This is a genomic window from Synechococcus sp. BIOS-E4-1 (genome assembly GCF_014279995.1).
GTDB lineage: Bacteria > Cyanobacteriota > Cyanobacteriia > PCC-6307 > Cyanobiaceae > Synechococcus_C.
This window is the reverse complement of sequence record NZ_CP047935.1, coordinates 304,673-321,164: the sequence shown is the minus strand read 5'-3', so window position 1 is coordinate 321,164 and position 16,492 is coordinate 304,673. Positions and strand designations below refer to the sequence as shown.

At 46.6% G+C, this 16,492-nt stretch carries 14 protein-coding genes; all 14 read right to left on the bottom strand.

Annotated features, from left to right (window positions below):
- Positions 1–82: 82 nt before the first annotated feature.
- Positions 83–1,222 carry a glycosyltransferase gene (locus tag SynBIOSE41_RS01320; RefSeq protein ID WP_186539358.1) on the bottom strand — a complete coding sequence of 380 codons (1,140 nt, stop codon included), beginning with the start codon at positions 1,220–1,222 and terminating at the stop codon, positions 83–85.
- A 360-nt stretch (positions 1,223–1,582) separates the two neighbouring features.
- Positions 1,583–2,791 carry a glycosyltransferase gene (locus tag SynBIOSE41_RS01315; RefSeq protein WP_186539357.1) on the bottom strand — a complete coding sequence of 403 codons (1,209 nt, stop codon included), beginning with the start codon at positions 2,789–2,791 and terminating at the stop codon, positions 1,583–1,585.
- Positions 2,792–2,802: 11 nt separating this feature from the next.
- The gene (locus SynBIOSE41_RS01310; RefSeq protein WP_186539356.1) at positions 2,803–3,603 is read right to left on the bottom strand and encodes a class I SAM-dependent methyltransferase; all 801 of its coding nucleotides are present in this window, start codon (positions 3,601–3,603) and stop codon (positions 2,803–2,805) included.
- A 501-nt stretch (positions 3,604–4,104) separates the two neighbouring features.
- Positions 4,105–4,827, bottom strand: a complete 723-nt coding sequence (locus tag SynBIOSE41_RS01305; protein WP_186539355.1) for a hypothetical protein — start codon at positions 4,825–4,827, stop codon at positions 4,105–4,107.
- A complete protein-coding gene (locus tag SynBIOSE41_RS01300) occupies positions 4,820–5,722 on the bottom strand; it encodes a hypothetical protein (protein WP_222930566.1) in 903 nt (300 codons plus the stop codon). The genes SynBIOSE41_RS01305 and SynBIOSE41_RS01300 overlap by 8 nt, the downstream gene beginning before the upstream one ends.
- A 195-nt stretch (positions 5,723–5,917) precedes the next feature.
- Entirely contained in the window at positions 5,918–6,550 is a 633-nt protein-coding gene (locus tag SynBIOSE41_RS01295; protein WP_186539353.1) for a class I SAM-dependent methyltransferase, read from the bottom strand.
- Positions 6,550–7,212, bottom strand: coding sequence for an acetyltransferase (locus tag SynBIOSE41_RS01290; RefSeq protein ID WP_186539352.1), 663 nt, complete (start codon positions 7,210–7,212; stop codon positions 6,550–6,552). The genes SynBIOSE41_RS01295 and SynBIOSE41_RS01290 overlap by 1 nt, the downstream gene beginning before the upstream one ends.
- A 1-nt stretch (position 7,213) precedes the next feature.
- Entirely contained in the window at positions 7,214–8,254 is a 1,041-nt protein-coding gene (locus SynBIOSE41_RS01285) for a GNAT family N-acetyltransferase (protein WP_186539351.1), read from the bottom strand.
- Positions 8,254–10,122, bottom strand: coding sequence for an asparagine synthase (glutamine-hydrolyzing) (asnB, locus tag SynBIOSE41_RS01280; RefSeq protein ID WP_186539350.1), 1,869 nt, complete (start codon positions 10,120–10,122; stop codon positions 8,254–8,256). Before asnB ends, SynBIOSE41_RS01285 begins: the two co-directional genes overlap by 1 nt.
- Positions 10,122–11,309 carry a DegT/DnrJ/EryC1/StrS aminotransferase family protein gene (locus SynBIOSE41_RS01275; protein ID WP_186539349.1) on the bottom strand — a complete coding sequence of 396 codons (1,188 nt, stop codon included), beginning with the start codon at positions 11,307–11,309 and terminating at the stop codon, positions 10,122–10,124. Before SynBIOSE41_RS01275 ends, asnB begins: the two co-directional genes overlap by 1 nt.
- A 14-nt stretch (positions 11,310–11,323) precedes the next feature.
- Positions 11,324–12,325, bottom strand: coding sequence for an NAD-dependent epimerase/dehydratase family protein (locus SynBIOSE41_RS01270; protein WP_186539348.1), 1,002 nt, complete (start codon positions 12,323–12,325; stop codon positions 11,324–11,326).
- 4 nt (positions 12,326–12,329) lie between these two features.
- A complete protein-coding gene (gene lhgO, locus SynBIOSE41_RS01265) occupies positions 12,330–13,556 on the bottom strand; it encodes an L-2-hydroxyglutarate oxidase (RefSeq protein ID WP_186539347.1) in 1,227 nt (408 codons plus the stop codon).
- A complete protein-coding gene (locus SynBIOSE41_RS01260) occupies positions 13,549–15,348 on the bottom strand; it encodes an ABC transporter ATP-binding protein (RefSeq protein ID WP_186539346.1) in 1,800 nt (599 codons plus the stop codon). Before SynBIOSE41_RS01260 ends, lhgO begins: the two co-directional genes overlap by 8 nt.
- A 30-nt stretch (positions 15,349–15,378) precedes the next feature.
- Entirely contained in the window at positions 15,379–16,491 is a 1,113-nt protein-coding gene (locus SynBIOSE41_RS01255) for a Gfo/Idh/MocA family protein (protein WP_186539345.1), read from the bottom strand.
- Position 16,492 lies beyond the last annotated feature (1 nt).

Here is a 16,492-nt window from a genome sequence, read left to right as displayed (position 1 = left end):
GACATTATAAGTATACCAGAAAGAAGGCAGCTCATAACAGGGGCAATAAGTCAAATCCAAACAGGATTAGCAGGAGGCATTTTCACAATAATAAGAATCGGTACAACGAAGTATAAGCTTCGAACATTGAGTCAGCAGAGAATTTTTCTAATGAATTTAAATAAGCTTGATGGGAAAGCTGGTCAGCAAGGCGAAGATTACGTTGTAGAAGAAGTATATTTTCGGCAAGCATAGAGTGATCTTGTGGGGGAAAAATCAAACCACTCTTCATATGAATAATAGCCTCCGTGTTGCCACCTACACTTGAAGTGATGATAGCAAGCTTCGCTGCCATATATTCTAGCAAAGAATTAGAAAATCCTTCTTGACGAGAAGGAAGAATGCCAATGCGTGAAGAAAGCAGGTAAGACGAAGGCTCTGAACAATCAGTTATAAACGAAATCTGCTTTTCCAAAAGAAGTTCGGAGGTCAGAGAACGCAAGAAATCGTAGTAGGCAGAATCGGAAGGGCGACCTACAAGTAAAAGCTTTAAATCGTTAGACTCAAGTCTACTAAAGGCCGATGAAAATGCCCTAATAAGCTCAATATGACCTTTATAAGGAATTAAATTAGCAACACACACTATATTATTCGGCCGTGAGGAACACAGTGTGACTTTTTCGGAATCATATGCTTTAACACCATTATAAATCAAACGAATTTTGTTTGAATCAAAACCTTCAGAACGTAGATCCTTGGCTATGGCAGCAGAATTGGCGAGTGCAAGATGCGGTATAGAATGAAGAATACTTTCGTACTTAAATATCGAGCCAGAAGATTGATAATGGTTAAGGCTCCGCCTACTCATTAACAATTTCGAAAAAGGAAGAATTGGCCGAAGCAAGAGATAGGCAATAGCACCATATATATACGAAAGAGGGAGATAGGAATGTATTACTTTTGGCCGAGCTTTAAAGCAAATAGAAGCAAGATTAATAAATCTTAAGAAATGAAAACCAATTTTGCGAAGCTTAGAGGAATTAACAGGATAAGAAATACAAGGCAGGAAGGTAGTAATTGAGGCGTGCAACTTGGATTGCAATTCACCGGAATCACATATAACAAAAATTCCTACATTAAGATCAGCATTAGACGCAAGATAATTAGCAACAGAGACAATGTGCTTCTCACAACCACCCACCCTCAGAGAGCCAATAATATAAATAAGGTCAAATTTAGGCATTTACGAGAACGGTATATAAATAGAGTTCAAGATCATAGCAGCAAGCATATTCAGCGAAGAATCATTTCTAAAGTCTGTACAGTGATGCCACAAAAGGGACTAGTGACGAAGTGAGTAATATAAGAATACTCTGCGAATTCATTAAGAATAGCATTCATAAAAATCAAGAGGCTCCAAATGACTCCAATATGATTGCAATTAAGCTAAAAATTAACTGAAGCAGTCAGAGTTTTGCAGACGATAAACTAGAAATAAAGGCTGCAAGCACAACTTTGAACAATTCATAGAGCGAAGGGAAATAAGAACAAATGACAGCGCTACTGAAACATTGAATATCAAGAATCATATTTCAGAGAGCTATTAACGGGGAACTTTACCAAGCTCAGCCGCACGCTCTTCAAAGTATTGAGAATATCGAGTCAAGGCTTTATCAACAACATATTTTTTGTACCAATACTGGCCTTGCAGACCAATTTCCTTACCGCGCTCTTTATTTTCAACATATTCTTGCAAGCGGGCTGCAATCTGTACAGGCGTTTTTGCATTATAAATTGGGTAAAGGTTGTCCATTGTTGTCGATTTTTCGTGCTCAATACTGTGCATGAGTAATGGCTTACCTGCAACAAGAGCCTCAAAGATAACCCCCCCTCCGATCCATGAGTGCACAAACTCTGCGGCGACAATATCTGCCATTAGCAGGGCTGGCATGATATCTTTTCGGAACATTTGCGGGAACCATTTAACTGACGCATTAAGACCTAGATCAGTAACATACTGTTTCGACTCTGTTACATTTTGGCCATACTCGATAAAGACCAACTTTGCTTTTATAGAAGGATTTCGCTGGCAAAAAAGATGCCAAGCTTTGATAAGTAGATTATTACCCTTAACATTAGGATCACTGGCATTTCCCCATACATGACGGCCGTGGGCAACAACCATCAGGTCAGCATTATTTCTGACTGCTTCAAATTCACTAATCCAATGAGATCCTCCGTTAACGACTGGATCTGCATATTGCCTATGGTAAACCATCGGAATATCAAATTTCCAGAACAGAGAGTTTGAGCATAGTTTTCGAATCCGACTTCCATATATTCCTGCTCCAAGCGCACAATTAACTATCTTAGATTGGGACAAACCCTTTCGCTGAAAATAAGTGGAAGAAATCGACTTTGCAATATAATGGGGCAACGCAAAACGGTACATTGTTTCAGACCAAATATCATTTCCATATGGGATCATGATATCTAGTAAAAGCCCTGCCTTGCATAAAAAGGCAGGTGCCAAACCACAACCAATGAAAACATCATATTTATCGAGATCAGCTTGTATGACTTTGGGGTTAATTGTTAGCAACTGTCGCTCAGACCCCCAAGAGATCCTTTTAATCCATGTCATAAATTCCAAAGTAAAGGTATCACATTTTGGATGAAAATGATCCTGCTCATCTGTGAATAAAAGCAACTCACAATCAAAACCTTCGTCTCGTAAATACCTCGCTAGTGCAAAATGATTATTATTCATATTGCTAAGAAAAGCAATACGAAGGCCATTGGTTTTGTACATAAGATCCAAGGTCAGCGTTTGGTTCCAGTCGCTTCAAAGATGCCAGGCTGCCCGTAGTACTCACCCTTGAAAAAAGGTCTCGGTGACGTTACAGCCTTATTCAAATGCAGAGCACCCTCCGCCGCTAGTTTGATATCCTGAAATCCCAAGCGCTGTAATTCAGTCTCTATAGACTTCGGCTCGATTATTAAATTCATCCCCTGTTTATAAACCCCATCCCTGTCGTAGCGAAGTGTGTCAAGAAATGTTTGTGCAGCAATTGCTTTTGGGTCGTAATCATCGGCTTTATTATGCTCCTCTTGCCAAAGAAACATATACCAACCCAAGCCGTTCGCATTGACATATAGCTTTCCACCAGGCTTCAATACGCGTGCGAGCTCTGCCAAAGATTGGCGCCACGGTGTCAAGAAAATAACGCCATAACAAAACACAGCATCAAAGTGCTGATCAGGGTAGGTCATAATATCAATTCCGCTGACCTCTGACGCTATATTAGTGAAGCCAATTTGTGTGGCTAGTTTTTGTAAAACGCTAACCCGCAGTGGCGATATATCGCAACTCAAAACCATTTCATTCAACTGAGCTAACGCGAGCGACCACTGACCATATCCGCAACCAGCATCTAAAATACGCTGATTACCGCAAAAACCAATAGACTTCAAGCGGTCTAAATATTTGTGAAGACCGTCTCTATATATTCTCTCGAGAAACTGATAATCATTGTCGCCAATATTGGATCCGTAATGCAATCGTATCTGATGCAATAGCGAACACCATGCTTGTGAATTGAGGCTTTCTTGAGAGAAGGGCATTGTGAGGTGGGTGGCTTTACTTGGACAGTTCTGACCCCTAATATCGTTAAATACTGTCGGAAAGAACAAAGTTTGACTTTATATTAAACCACACATGAGCTTTATTTCCGAGGGAGCCATTGTGTGACATTATATGGCAGTACCTCCAGAGGAAGCGGAACAAGTTAACTGCAGCCTCCAAGCCAGCATTAGATATATGCGAATACATACAATAATATTTGAGGATCGCAACAACTTATCCACCATGAAAATTTCTTAGCAATGTTTTCTGCCTGGCAAGCTGATTTTAATCTTCTGAGCCTGCAGTATGACCACAAAGTCAAAAGAGGTAAATAGCTGGAATGGAAAATTTCTGTTTTATGACCTTCCTCTAGATCCATCTCTAGAGCATCAAGACAGAAGTCAGTGTCAAGGCTGCTGAAGGGGTTCAAGCGGGGCAAGCAAGGGGTACTTAAGTAAAAACAAGTTGCACGCACTACTAACCAAAACATTAAGACAGGTTCAGATTAAACGGAGAAGAGAGGACAGCCAAGTGCGCGAACCATTGCCTTCGAAACGCATTCGCTTTAGAGCTACCGGGTCATTAAGGAAATTACGAACACGACTGTAGCGCTCAAGGTTCTCTGAGTTCAAAAAAAGATGAATAGGGTGGTAGTTGAAAACACGCAGACCCTCACTACTCGCGAGGAGCTCGACATCGAGATCAAAGCTCACAGCAGAATTAGTGCGCTGGAACAGAAGACCATCGTCTGCAAAAAACACTGGCGCTTCTACCAATCCATTAAGCTGGTAAAATGGGTGAATGTTCACATCACCGAACATTAGGTAATTGCTTACGTGAGTGATGCCAGCTTCTCGGTAAAGCTCCAGCCAACGCCCGGAGGTGGTCATTGCGTGGCTACGTAGCACCTGGGCCTCAGGCACTACGCGTGCGAGGTCATTCACGATGTCACGAGCCGAACGAGCTGCTTCGCCTCTAAGCAAGGGATCAAAATTAGGATGCAGCCCTAGCTCAAACAGTGGATTAGACCGCAGACGTTCCAGCAAAGGCGTTTCGTGAGTGACGAAAAAGCATGCCTTGACAGCCGCCTGCTCGATCAAGTTAATAGTGTCTTCGAGCACTACGTCGTGCGCCCAGTCGATATCGATAGACAGAACGCGCTTTCCGACCCAACTGCTTGCACGCACAGGATCAATGTCACGGAAGTGAATGAACTCAACCATCGGAGTACGCGAGGCCAATACCGTCGAAACCGAATCGGTTGCCGTTGTAAAGCATGTAAATTCGATCGTCCTGGCGAATCACTTCCATCTTGTCAATCGCTTCGCTATCCCATCCGCTCTCGCTCACGGACAGGCAGTGCTCTGATTTGCGTGTCCAGGTCACCCCATCCATGCTTTCAGCGTAGCCGCATCGATAACCTATGTTTCGCCGCTTTACGGGGAACCAGGCACGGTAAAGGCCGTTGTGCTCGTCAATGGTCATGCGAGAAATATTCGTTTCATCAGCCAACAGCGGCAAAGCGACTTCGCCTGAGCGAGTCCATTCGATACCGTCTTGAGAGCGTGCGATTTTGATGTCGTACCAAGAGAGGCCCCCATCAGCGGTGAACTCGAACTTGTAACCAGAGAGGTAGTACATCAACCACTCGTCGCCTTGGCGAATAACAGTGCCACCTGACACCATCCAGGGATCAAAGCGGCTGCGTTGCAGGATGGGGGCCGGGGAGTATTTAATAAAGGTCTCTCCACCATCTCGACTAATGGCCAAGCCAATAGCGGCGTAAAATAAAGGACTCTGCTTGGCTGTGTTCCAGCCAAGGTAGTAAAGATAAAGGTCGCCATTGTCGGATTTCGCGATACTGCAGGCCTGAACACCATGGCAATCAAAGTAACCCCAATTGCCAGGTACTAGAACCGGTTCGCGCGAGGTATTCGAGGTAACGCCAGTCGCCAAGTCGAAATCGAAGCTGCCCACATGTGCACGGTTGTTCACATCGCGCGAACTGAAAAAAACGCGATACCGACTGCCACCGAGAGGTAGACGCGTTGGCAATGCTGCATGACTAGCCTGCCAAGGCAGCAAAACATCAGGTTGATAAATCAACCCTTTCTTCAACCATTGCATAAGGAAGGAACTATGTGAGCTTGTCTGGCCTGATGAGGCCTATAAAACATTGAGGACTGTGCATTGTTTTTTGACTTGCAATACGAGTCTACATCTCCGAATGAGTCTAGACTGTAGTTAATTCATGATTTCCATTCCATGGGGTAACTCAGGAACGTCTTCGCAAAGGAAGAGTGAGACGAAAGCTCACTTTCGAACAAAAATTGTCCACTCGTAAAGAGGATAGTCGTGCAAAAGCGAAACACGGGTTGAATATTTACGCTTGCACAAATCAAACCAATAACAAGGATCACCGTAGAATAAATGCTCTTCCTTCCAGTCGACATAGGTTGATAGGAGATTGAAGGAAAAACCGCAACGAGAATGTGCATCTATTTCATCCAACTTCTTCTCGATAAACTCTTTCCATACAGAGTCGTCTGCTTCAAACCTCACATTGAATGTTCCAGAGACAAAAGTGTAATCGGATATAGTCGAAATCTCGGGTGAACAGATAAGAGAAAGATCGCCAGAGAACCAAGAAAGTTCTGCCCGCGCTGCTGCAAGCATCTCCTCACTCAGATCATAGCCGGCATAGCCAGCCACCTTAATACCGCGGGCTTTTACCAGGTGATCTAAGTGGGCTCCGTAACCACAACCATAATCATTGACTGAGACTGGAGCTGAGTAGTCCTCAATGACAGAAGTCAACTTGTCAAACCGCAATGCTTGCGACTCAGTGCTATTCCATCCAACAGCCGTAGACTTAACCCCATTATGACTGAGATTACTTGAGTAAAGACCTTTAATTTGATCTAGAGGGAGATTTGATTTAGCCATTAGAACCTGAGCTGGTCGCTTGTTTTTGGAAAGACTTTAGTCTGCTGAGCTACGTATACGCTTTTGGGTGATGTGTTTTTGGAAATGGTTGCTCCGGCACCGATCAGGCATTCGTCACCGATCACAATACTGTCATGAAGTGTTGAATTAACACCAATAAATACATTATCACCAACAGCACATGACCCAGATATCACAACATGTGAAGAAATAAAGCAATGATTTCCAATTCGAGAGTGATGACCTATGTGATTGCCACTCCAGAAAATAGTGTTGCTACCAATTTGCGTAAATGGTTGAATTGTATTATCTTCAAAAATAAAAACGTTTTCCCCAAAAGTTGTTGAATCCCAAATCTTTACACCTGGATAAACAAATGATGCACAAGCATATCCTTTATCCTTCATTTCAAAGTAGACACGCTGGCGAATTTTATTCATTTGGCCATAACCAATCGCAACAAAAACATCCGCATCTTCCGTAGAAAACTCACGCGTTAAATCTTCAATCGCGAGCCAGGGGCGTCCATAAATCTCACCACTAGTTATGTAATTTTTATGAGAGGAAAAAGCAACAACTTTGTAACCAGTAAACTCTTCAAAGTATGCACAAGCAACTTCAGCGAAAAGGCCGCTTCCAATCATGACAAGATTTTTTTTCATGCTATGTAATGGGTGGGTTAATTAATTGATTAAATGGAACCAGGAAAAAACCTGGATAATGTTCTAAAATGTATTCAGAGCGGCAAGTTTTCAAGTCTGAATTATATATGCAAGTGTAATAATAGTATCTATATTCAGACGTGCCCCAACGCTTTTTGAAATCATAAACTCCTCCTTGACTAGTCCACGTCCCACCCCAGTTCCAATTAACAAAGCCTAGGTTTATTGCATCACGCATGGCTTCATATATCACTAGTGCTAGTGCCTGAGTGTTTCGATGAGTCTCCACAATAACCGGAGTGAAATACTCTACCGTCTCGTTAAAGTAAAACAAAAGTAGAGCAGCGATTGGCTTACCATCAAGCGTAGCGGTAAAAACTGCCCAGTCGTCTTTGTGCATCGTACTTGGAATAGCATCAAAGAACGAACGTTTTTTGGCCAGACCCCCAATTGCTCTCATATTGTCAGAATGAATGTCATAAAGGAATGGAAGTGCATCGGTTGAACCTTTTGCAACCGTGACGCCCTCTTTAATTGCGCGCCTTATATTACGAGGTCTGGGATTATCGAATCTGGAAATTAGTAAATCTTCTGATGAAGGAAGGTGAGTAATCAGCCCGATTCTTTCGTCACGATAGTCATATGTTATCTTCCGATCATAAAAGTCGGAATCAAGTTCAAGCGGGTTCGTAATAATCGTCGCAGATGATGCTTGTTCCTCTGCAGCAAGAGTATAAAAAGAATCAACAAGTAACGACTTAGATTCATCATCTTGAATAACCTGAATAACCCCTCCATTACTTCCGTAGTAGGCAAGCGAGTTAAAAACCGGTCCAAGTGGTCCATCCTTTTTGAGGAAAGGGAGTAGTCCGACTATCTCGCCATTTCGACGTGCTACAAGCCACGAAGAACTTGCGCCAAGGTGTTCCGCGAGCAATTTTAAAAAGCGTGGTTCAGAATATATGAAAGTACAAGAATTCTGCAGAATATAATCTCGAAATTCATTACAACCAAAACCTTCGATGATCGTGACTTGAATCATTACAACTGTCCCATGAATTCTTCAACACTGAGCAGCGACCATATCAAAAGACGTCTATTCTCCTCACCTGTTAAGTGCTGCTCAATCAATGGGCTTAACGAAGCCTTGTCAAGGACGTCATAAATCCGAGCGTTACTATCAAGAAGTTGACGGCGAACAAACTCAATACTCTCGCCCTTAAACCAACTTGCATCTGGAGATGAGAAACCTTGCTTTTTGGCTTGAGTGATCTCATCAGGAATACAGGCTTTCATCATATCGCGCAAAATTTGCTTACCATCACTAGTTTTTTGGAAATGAATATTCTTTTTGCTACGAGGATCATTTTCATTAATCTGCAGAACCTCAGCCAGATTATTGAGCTTGAGGCCTACCGGACACTGCATTGCGAAGTCGACTAAGTCGTTGTCCATAAACGGCACACGATTTTCGAGGCTGTGGGCCATAGATAGTTTATCTTCCACCACAAAGAGACCATGCAAGAAAGTCTTTGCCTCAAAATAGAGCGAATGGTTGATGTAATCTTCCGGGCAATTAAGCTCATTATCGTGCGTTGCGAAAACGTCACGAAAAATATTGCGCGTCCAGACTTGTTCGACCTCACTTCGTATGGGAGCAAAAATTTGCTTAAGCTGGGTGTTGTTAGCGAGTCGCTGCCAGTAGAAGTAATAGTGGTCAATATACTCTTCAAAAGTCTGGGCGTTTACAGCTCGGTAGTAGCGCCAGGGATAACCACCGAAGAGTTCATCACCACCGCTGCCAGCCAGCACGACTTTAACGAATTTACTAGCAATCTTTGCGGCATAATAATTGGGATAGCTCTGACCTACTCTTGGCTCCTCAAGGTGCCAGGCAAGATTGGGCAGGCAGCGTTCCATATCGCCGGCCTTGAGCACCATTTCGTAATGTTCAGTTTTAAAGCGGGCTGACATCGACTCAGCAGTGGCTCGTTCATCAAAGGCCAACTCCAAGCCGGAGGCAGAGCTAAGGTCAAAACCAACAGTAAAACTTTTTAGGTTCGGGAATTGTTGGGCGGCGATGGCGGTGATGGAACCGGAATCCATTCCACCGCTAAGGTAAGAACCTATCTCAACATCGCAAACCAGTTGGCGGTTGACAGCCTGCTTGAATAATCGATCCAGCTCTTCAAGGTATTCTCGCTTATCAGCAGGACGCTCAGGTTCGCGGAAGCGATAGTCCCAATATTGATGGCTGGTGAGCTGTGAGTTATGAGCATTAAATGTTACATAGTGGCCTGCCGGCAGAAGCTGGATATCTTCCAGAAGGGTTTGATCAGTAAAAATATTCTGGAAGGTGAAGTATTCCAGTAACGCTGGCTTATTAAGCTTTTTCCGGAATTCTGGCTGGGCAATGATGGACTTTTGTTCCGAACCAAAAGCAAAACGATTACCTTGCTGCGAGTAATAAAGCGGCTTAATTCCGTAACGATCGCGGGCAATCAGTAAGATTTTTTCTTTGCGATCCCAAAGAGATAACGCAAACATGCCATTGAATTTCAACAGCGCATTTCTGCCCCAATGGGCCAGGGCATAAAGCACAACCTCGCTATCTGTTTGGCTGCGGAACCAGACCCCTTCTGCTTCTAATTCTGCACGTAGTTCTCGATAGTTATAGATTTCGCCATTATAACTAAGCACATAACGATGATCTGAACTGATCATCGGCTGATGACCGGCAGGGCTCAAGTCAATAATGGCAAGGCGTCGGTGACCGAGCCCAACACTCTCTTCAATCCAATGGCCTTCTCCATCAGGTCCGCGATGAGCAATGGCGTCAGTCATCTTTTTCAAGATGACCGGAGAAACAGAATCACCATCGAGGTTAATTAAGCCGGTGATGCCACACATCAGGCTTTTCTGCCTCGTACAACATCAATTACATACTGTTGCTCTTCGCCGCTCATGCCATGAAATAGTGGCAAAGAAATACTGCAATCGTTAGCAGCCTGAGCTGCAAAGAAGTGTTCAGGCTTTAATTGGTACCGATTGCGGTAATAACTCAGCATGTGAACGGCATGGGTTGCCGGACGTGTGGAGACTCCCTGTTTCTGTAATTCTTCCATCCACACATTACGTCGCTCAGATACCTCTTTGAGTAGTTGCTGGTCTCTGCTCTTAACAGCTCGAACAACTGTCCCAGGTTCGAAGAGACATGGATAACTTTGATATCCGTGTCCGTAACCAGTTGGCGCTTTAGGTGTCCGCAGCCAATCCAGATCAGCAAATGCCTTGTCATAAAAACCTGCCAACTCTCGGCGCTCATTCACGATCGCCTTGGCACGCTGCATCTGGGCGGCGCCCAGCGCAGCCTGCAAGTCAGTCATTCGTTGGTTGTACCCAGCGTCAGGGTGGTCAGCCAACAGATAAGGCCTTGGCCCAAGGTGACGCTGCAGATCATTCATAGCCGCACCATGATCACGAAGACGTCGAATTTTTTCTGCCAATTGGGAGTCATGTGTGGTGATCATGCCACCCTCGCCAGTGGTAATTGCCTTACGAGGATGAAAACTAAAGCAACCAGTGTTGCCAAAGGTACCCACATGCCTATTCTGAAAAGTTGCGCCAAAACCGCAGGCAGCATCTTCAACCACCCAAAGATTATGTTTTTGAGCGATTTCGTTGATTACCTTCATATCGGCTGACAATCCAAAGAGATGAACAGGCAATATTGCTTTCGTACGCGGTGTGATTAAGGATTCAATATCTGCAGGATTAATATTAAAAGTAGACAGGTCAATATCCGCAAACACCACTCTACCCCCTAGATGTTCCACCACATTCGCAGTAGAGATCCATGTAAAGGCGGGAACAATCGCCTCATCACCAGGCCCAAAACCCAAAGCGGCCAGAGACAAATGCAAAGCTGTTGTGCAGCTCGTCACAGCAATACTGTGATCAGCCCCCGTGAATGAACTCCAAGCTTGTTCGAACTCACGTACTTTGGGGCCCTGAACCAGCCAACCGCTGCGCAGTGGCTCCAGCACACTCTGAACTTCATCCTCTGTGAGCCCCGTTCGGGCTATAGGCACTTTCATTGATGGATGGGTAGTCATACCGCCACCCGCTGCGCGTCACGTCGCGCCTCAACTTCTGCTTTGTGAGAAGATCGCCAATCAATTAATCGCTGCAAACCGTCTCGCAGCTCAATCGCCGCGGTGTAGTTGATTTCCTTTGAGGCTTTCTGAGGGCAGCCAATACGATTTCGCACTAAAGTCGCTTGACTGCGCGGTGCGTAGTTAATAGGATTATTCGAGCCTGTAAGTTCGATGAGCATTTCGGCTAATTCCTTAAGCGAAGTTCGAATACCAGTTCCCACATTATAAAAATTATCTGTTGCATTTGCTTTCATGGCACATACATTGGCTTGAGCACAATCTTCAACAGCAACAAAATCAAATGCTTCAGAACCATCTCCAAGAATGGTTGGACTTTCGCCACGATCAATAGCATCCAACATCTTCATAATCACAGCGATATAAGCCCCCTGATAATCTTGCCTTGGACCATACACATTCATGTAGCGTAGGCCTACATAATCCAATCCATAACGATGATGAAAAGATCGCAACATCGCTTCGCCGCAGATCTTGGTAGCACCATAAAAGTTCTTATTGTTGAATGGATGATCTTCTGTCATTGGCTCGCTAAGAGCATCGCCATAAACCGATGCCGATGACGAGTAGACCAGCCGATTCACTCCAGCCTTGACACAAGCTTCCATCACATTGAACGTACCACGCACATTCACATCGAAAGCCGAACGTGGATAGTCGTGGCACTGCAATAGCCAGAGAGCTGCAAAATGGAAAACACCATCGACACCCTTCATTACAGCTTCCAGAATATCGGTCTGCAAAATGTCACCCCCAATGTCATATACCTTGAAGCGAGGATCCTGACGGACTAAAGCCAGATTCTCCATGCGCCCACGCACAAAATTGTCGTAGACGATCACTTCACCCACGTCTTCGCGCAACAGAGAATCAACAGTGTGCGATCCAATTAGACCGGATCCACCGATCACGAGAAGTTTCTTGCCGCGAATGTCCATTTAGTTAAGAGGCGAGGGTGGATTCGTTAATGATCAGATCGACCAGAGAAAAGCTGGCTGTAAACGCCGGAGAAATAGCGTTGAGCACATGGGTGCTTGAGGGGCCATGCTCCAAACGGAAATCTTGCACCAATGTGCCAGACCTCCGATCGTAGAGCTGGGCACGAATGCCCACCTTCTGACTTGGAATCAGATGCTCACTACGTAGGTCTGGCACCAATGCCTGAGCTGCCTTGAGGAACAATGGCTTGAGCCCATGCAAGGCCTGTTCTTTGGCATATTGTCGAAATCCGCCCGCGTTGCGCCACCACTGGCTTGCCAAGTCACCCAAGAACTCAAGCGCCATCAATGGTTCAAGTCCATCAAGCCCTCTGTAGTTCTCGCGCCCCAAGGCCGGGATGGCCGTTGGCCCAAGGCTGATGCTGCCGTCGGGGCTTGGGGTCACATGCACCCCAAGAAACGGAACATTGAGATCGGGTACTGGGTACAAGTTCGTGGAGAAGTTGAAAGGAGCTCTTGGATCTAATTGCCAGTAAAGACCTTTGAACGGCAACAAGGTGCAGTCATAACCAAGTCCAAACAGCTTGGCGATCCGATCGGCCTGCAGTCCCGTGGAATTGAACAGATGGCCGTAGGACACTGTGCTGCTTTCGCCAGAGTGGTTCAGGTTAAGTTGCCGTATGTCAGGAGATACATCAGAAACGGCGGCACCCAAGACGAAGCTCACACCGCGCTCCCGCAAGCGTTGCTCAAGGCGTTGCAACACAATTTTAGGCTTCACCACACAGGTGCCGGGGCTCCAAAGTGCTCGGCCACTGGCGGTACGGCCATTGGGAACACGCTCTTGAAACTCCTCATAATCAATAAGACGTACCTCTGCCCCATTTGCACGGCCCCGCTCCAGCAGCAGCTCCAACTGACTATCTAGCTCTACAGCCTGCGGGGCAATTACTTTGCCGCAGTCCAGTACTGGCAATCCTTCCGCTTCGCACCAGGCCCGCAGACGCTTGGCCCCTTGGACGCAGACTTTGGCCTTAAGCGAACCCGGGGGGTAATAGATACCTGCGTGTAGTACGCCACTATTGCGTCCAGAGCTGTGCCTGCCGATCTCAGGTTCTTTGTCGACCAAAGTAATCGAAAGATCTGAATAACGCTCATTGAGTTGGTGTGCTAACGCCATACCAACCATCCCGCCACCAAGGATGGCTACATCGGTGGATATTTCACTCATAAAAACTACCTAATTTAGCACCTGTTGTTTGCCGAGCGATACATCCTTGCTCCATCTCGATTACACGATCGCAGCTGGAAAGTGTACTTAAACGATGAGCAACAATCACCACTGTCAGGGATCGACTCAAATCTTCAAAAGAATGCATTACTGCAGCCTCCGTATTGTTGTCCAGAGCACTCGTAGCTTCGTCAAGCACAAGCAAACGTGCCTTCTTGTAAAGAGCCCGGGCTATACCAATCCGCTGGCGCTGACCGCCACTGAGACGAATGCCTCGCTCTCCCACAAAAGACCAATATCCCTCCAAACTGTTTTCAATAAAGTTAGAGATCTGAGCCTGTTGAGCCGCCTGCTTCACACGAGCCAGATCAATTTGATCACGCGGGACTCCAAAGGCGATATTTTCGGCAATCGAGCTATCAGCCAGATAAATGCTTTGTGGGACATGAGCAATCGCAGCCCGCCAAGCCATCAACCTCTCAGGATGCTCCAAATCATGCACATCTTCTCCATCCACAAAGATGTTACCAGCTGTGGGTTCTAGTAGACCCATTAGAAGGTCCAAAATAGTACTTTTACCGCTGCCTGTACTTCCGATTAAACCGATGCGCTCACCACAGCGAATCTCTAGATCGAGTCCCTTAAGTACGTATGGTTGAGCAGGCCCATAACGGTAATACACCCCCTTAATATGAACGGTACTGCGGAACAATAGAGGCTCAACCGCTATCACCGAAGAAGGCATTGACTGATTAAGCATATTTATTACGGCTTGGATATCTGCGTTGTAGCTCTTCAAAGCTGCCCAACCACTGAAGATCTGCTGCAGGGCAGGCAGCAAGCGCTGGGCACCTAAGGCCAGGGCACCTAGGAGGGGAATCACAGTAGTGCCGCTGCCCCGCTGGGTCACCAACAGCCCCCCGACCAGAGCGATTGACACCATGCCCAATGCTTCTAGCGCGTAGCGGGGAAAGGTACCAAGAAAGGCATTTTTAGCCTGAAGCTGTCGTTGTGGTCGATCAGCTCGGCGATAGATCTGCAGATAAGTGGCCTGACTGCCGTCGAGCAAAACATCACGAATCGCTCCTAATCCTTCCTGGAGGGTCTTAAGCTGTAGAGTTATGGCTAAGGCAATCTTATGGCCATTAGTTCTCAACTCGCGACGCACTGTAATCGCCAGAGCGAAATAAGCACTCCCAAATAAAACCGCCGTAGCCAAAGCAACTTGGGCATCAATCACAAGCAAGCCTGTGATCAAAGCGGCTGCAACCACAGAGGAGGTGATGATCTGCAGTAAAGCATTTAAAGCTCCAACTGTTTGATTGATCTGACTGGTGGTGCAAGTAATCACCTCCGCAGTGTTGCGGTGAAGATGCACCTCATAAGGTTGATAAAGAGTGCGTCGATACGCCTCAGAACTCAAATCGGCTCCAATCGCAGCCGCCAGCCGGCCATTAAGCCAAACATTTACAAGCCGAACAAACGCCGCAAGCACCGCCGCCATCGCAAAAGCAATGATGGCAGGCACCAACAATTGGCTTGATTCGGTCAAGCCAACCCGAGGTGCAAATTCCTGGACCTGCGTATTTTGCCAAAGCCGCTGAGGATCACTTATTACAGCCAAAAATGGCAGAACAGCTCCAAGTGAAACAAGCTCCGCAACACCGCTAGCAAGCATCACAACGAGCAACAGTGTCAGCTGAATGCGACGGCGAGAACTCAAGTGGCCCCATATGCTCAGCAGCAAGAAGCGGGTGGAGTGGGGAACCTGCAGTGATTCAGCCTGAGTCATCCGTTCTGTGTCTGGTGGAGCAAGAAAAATTCAGTACTCCAAAGGCAAATGCACGGCACGCCCGTCGCGGGCCGAGCGGTAAGCGCCTATTAACAACTCCAGGCTACGCAAGCCCTCGCGGCCATCACACAGGGCTTCTGCTTTGCCCTGCAACGCATCAAACACGTTGGTGTAATAGGGCTGGTGGCCGAAGCCGTACACGCTGGTGGTGGCATAACTGGCCTCCTCAACATCAGCGTCATCCGGGCACTCATCAGCAAAGGCCCAGTGCTCAATCTTGTTAACAGCTGGTCCACCAATCTTCACGGTGCCGGTTTCACCTAGCAATGTGATGGAGCCCTCCAAGTTTTGGGGATAAGTAAGCATCGTGACCGCCATTGTCCCCAGAGCTCCATTGCGCCAGCGCAGCTGCAAAGCAGCGGTATCTTCCACCTCAATCGCACGACCCAACGTGGCGATCGAGGCGCTCACACTCTCCACCGGCCCCACAAGCCAATCCAACAAATCCACATAGTGACTGGCCTGATTCATCAATGCACCGCCATCAAATTCCCATGTACCGCGCCAGCTGTCATGGTTGTAGTAGCTCTGTGGCCGCTGCCAGAACACATTCACCGACACCATCGCGAGCTTCCCGAAGCGTCCTGACTGCAGCTGCCGCTTTACCAGCTGCAAGGTGGGGTTGAACCGGTTCTGCTTCACAACAAAAAGATGAACCCCTGACTGATCACAGGCCTTCACCATCGCTACGCCATCTTCCCAGCGGGTAGCCATCGGCTTTTCAGTACACACATGAAGGCCCGCTTCAGCTGCCGCTATCACCTGAATCGGATGTAGGCCGCTGGGGGTTGCTAAAACCACAAGATCCACCAGTGTGTTTTTAGCGTGGGCTGCTGTTATGAGGTCGCTGAAGCAGCGGAACTTGACCGGATTTGCGGAGGCACCAGAGTATTCTGCCGCGGCTTCGGTGATCAACGCTTGAGCCTGTTCCAAGCGATAGGCCTGGGTATCGCAGATTGCCACCAGCTCGGCCCGCTCGTGGTGGACAGCAATTGCCTTGATATGGTTTCGACTGATACGCCCACAGCCCACCAAGGCGACGCGTATGCGGCGATCGGTAATCGGGGCAATAGGGTGGAGCATG

Coding starts and splice junctions, on each gene's coding strand:
- SynBIOSE41_RS01320 (WP_186539358.1), bottom strand. CDS start 1,222: ATGCCTAAATTTGACCTTATTTATATTATTGGCTCTCTGAGGGTGGGT.
- SynBIOSE41_RS01315 (WP_186539357.1), bottom strand. CDS start 2,791: ATGTACAAAACCAATGGCCTTCGTATTGCTTTTCTTAGCAATATGAAT.
- SynBIOSE41_RS01310 (WP_186539356.1), bottom strand. CDS start 3,603: ATGCCCTTCTCTCAAGAAAGCCTCAATTCACAAGCATGGTGTTCGCTA.
- SynBIOSE41_RS01305 (WP_186539355.1), bottom strand. CDS start 4,827: ATGGTTGAGTTCATTCACTTCCGTGACATTGATCCTGTGCGTGCAAGC.
- SynBIOSE41_RS01295 (WP_186539353.1), bottom strand. CDS start 6,550: ATGGCTAAATCAAATCTCCCTCTAGATCAAATTAAAGGTCTTTACTCA.
- SynBIOSE41_RS01290 (WP_186539352.1), bottom strand. CDS start 7,212: ATGAAAAAAAATCTTGTCATGATTGGAAGCGGCCTTTTCGCTGAAGTT.
- SynBIOSE41_RS01285 (WP_186539351.1), bottom strand. CDS start 8,254: ATGATTCAAGTCACGATCATCGAAGGTTTTGGTTGTAATGAATTTCGA.
- asnB (WP_186539350.1), bottom strand. CDS start 10,122: ATGTGTGGCATCACCGGCTTAATTAACCTCGATGGTGATTCTGTTTCT.
- SynBIOSE41_RS01275 (WP_186539349.1), bottom strand. CDS start 11,309: ATGAAAGTGCCTATAGCCCGAACGGGGCTCACAGAGGATGAAGTTCAG.
- SynBIOSE41_RS01270 (WP_186539348.1), bottom strand. CDS start 12,325: ATGGACATTCGCGGCAAGAAACTTCTCGTGATCGGTGGATCCGGTCTA.
- lhgO (WP_186539347.1), bottom strand. CDS start 13,556: ATGAGTGAAATATCCACCGATGTAGCCATCCTTGGTGGCGGGATGGTT.
- SynBIOSE41_RS01260 (WP_186539346.1), bottom strand. CDS start 15,348: ATGACTCAGGCTGAATCACTGCAGGTTCCCCACTCCACCCGCTTCTTG.
- SynBIOSE41_RS01255 (WP_186539345.1), bottom strand. CDS start 16,491: ATGCTCCACCCTATTGCCCCGATTACCGATCGCCGCATACGCGTCGCC.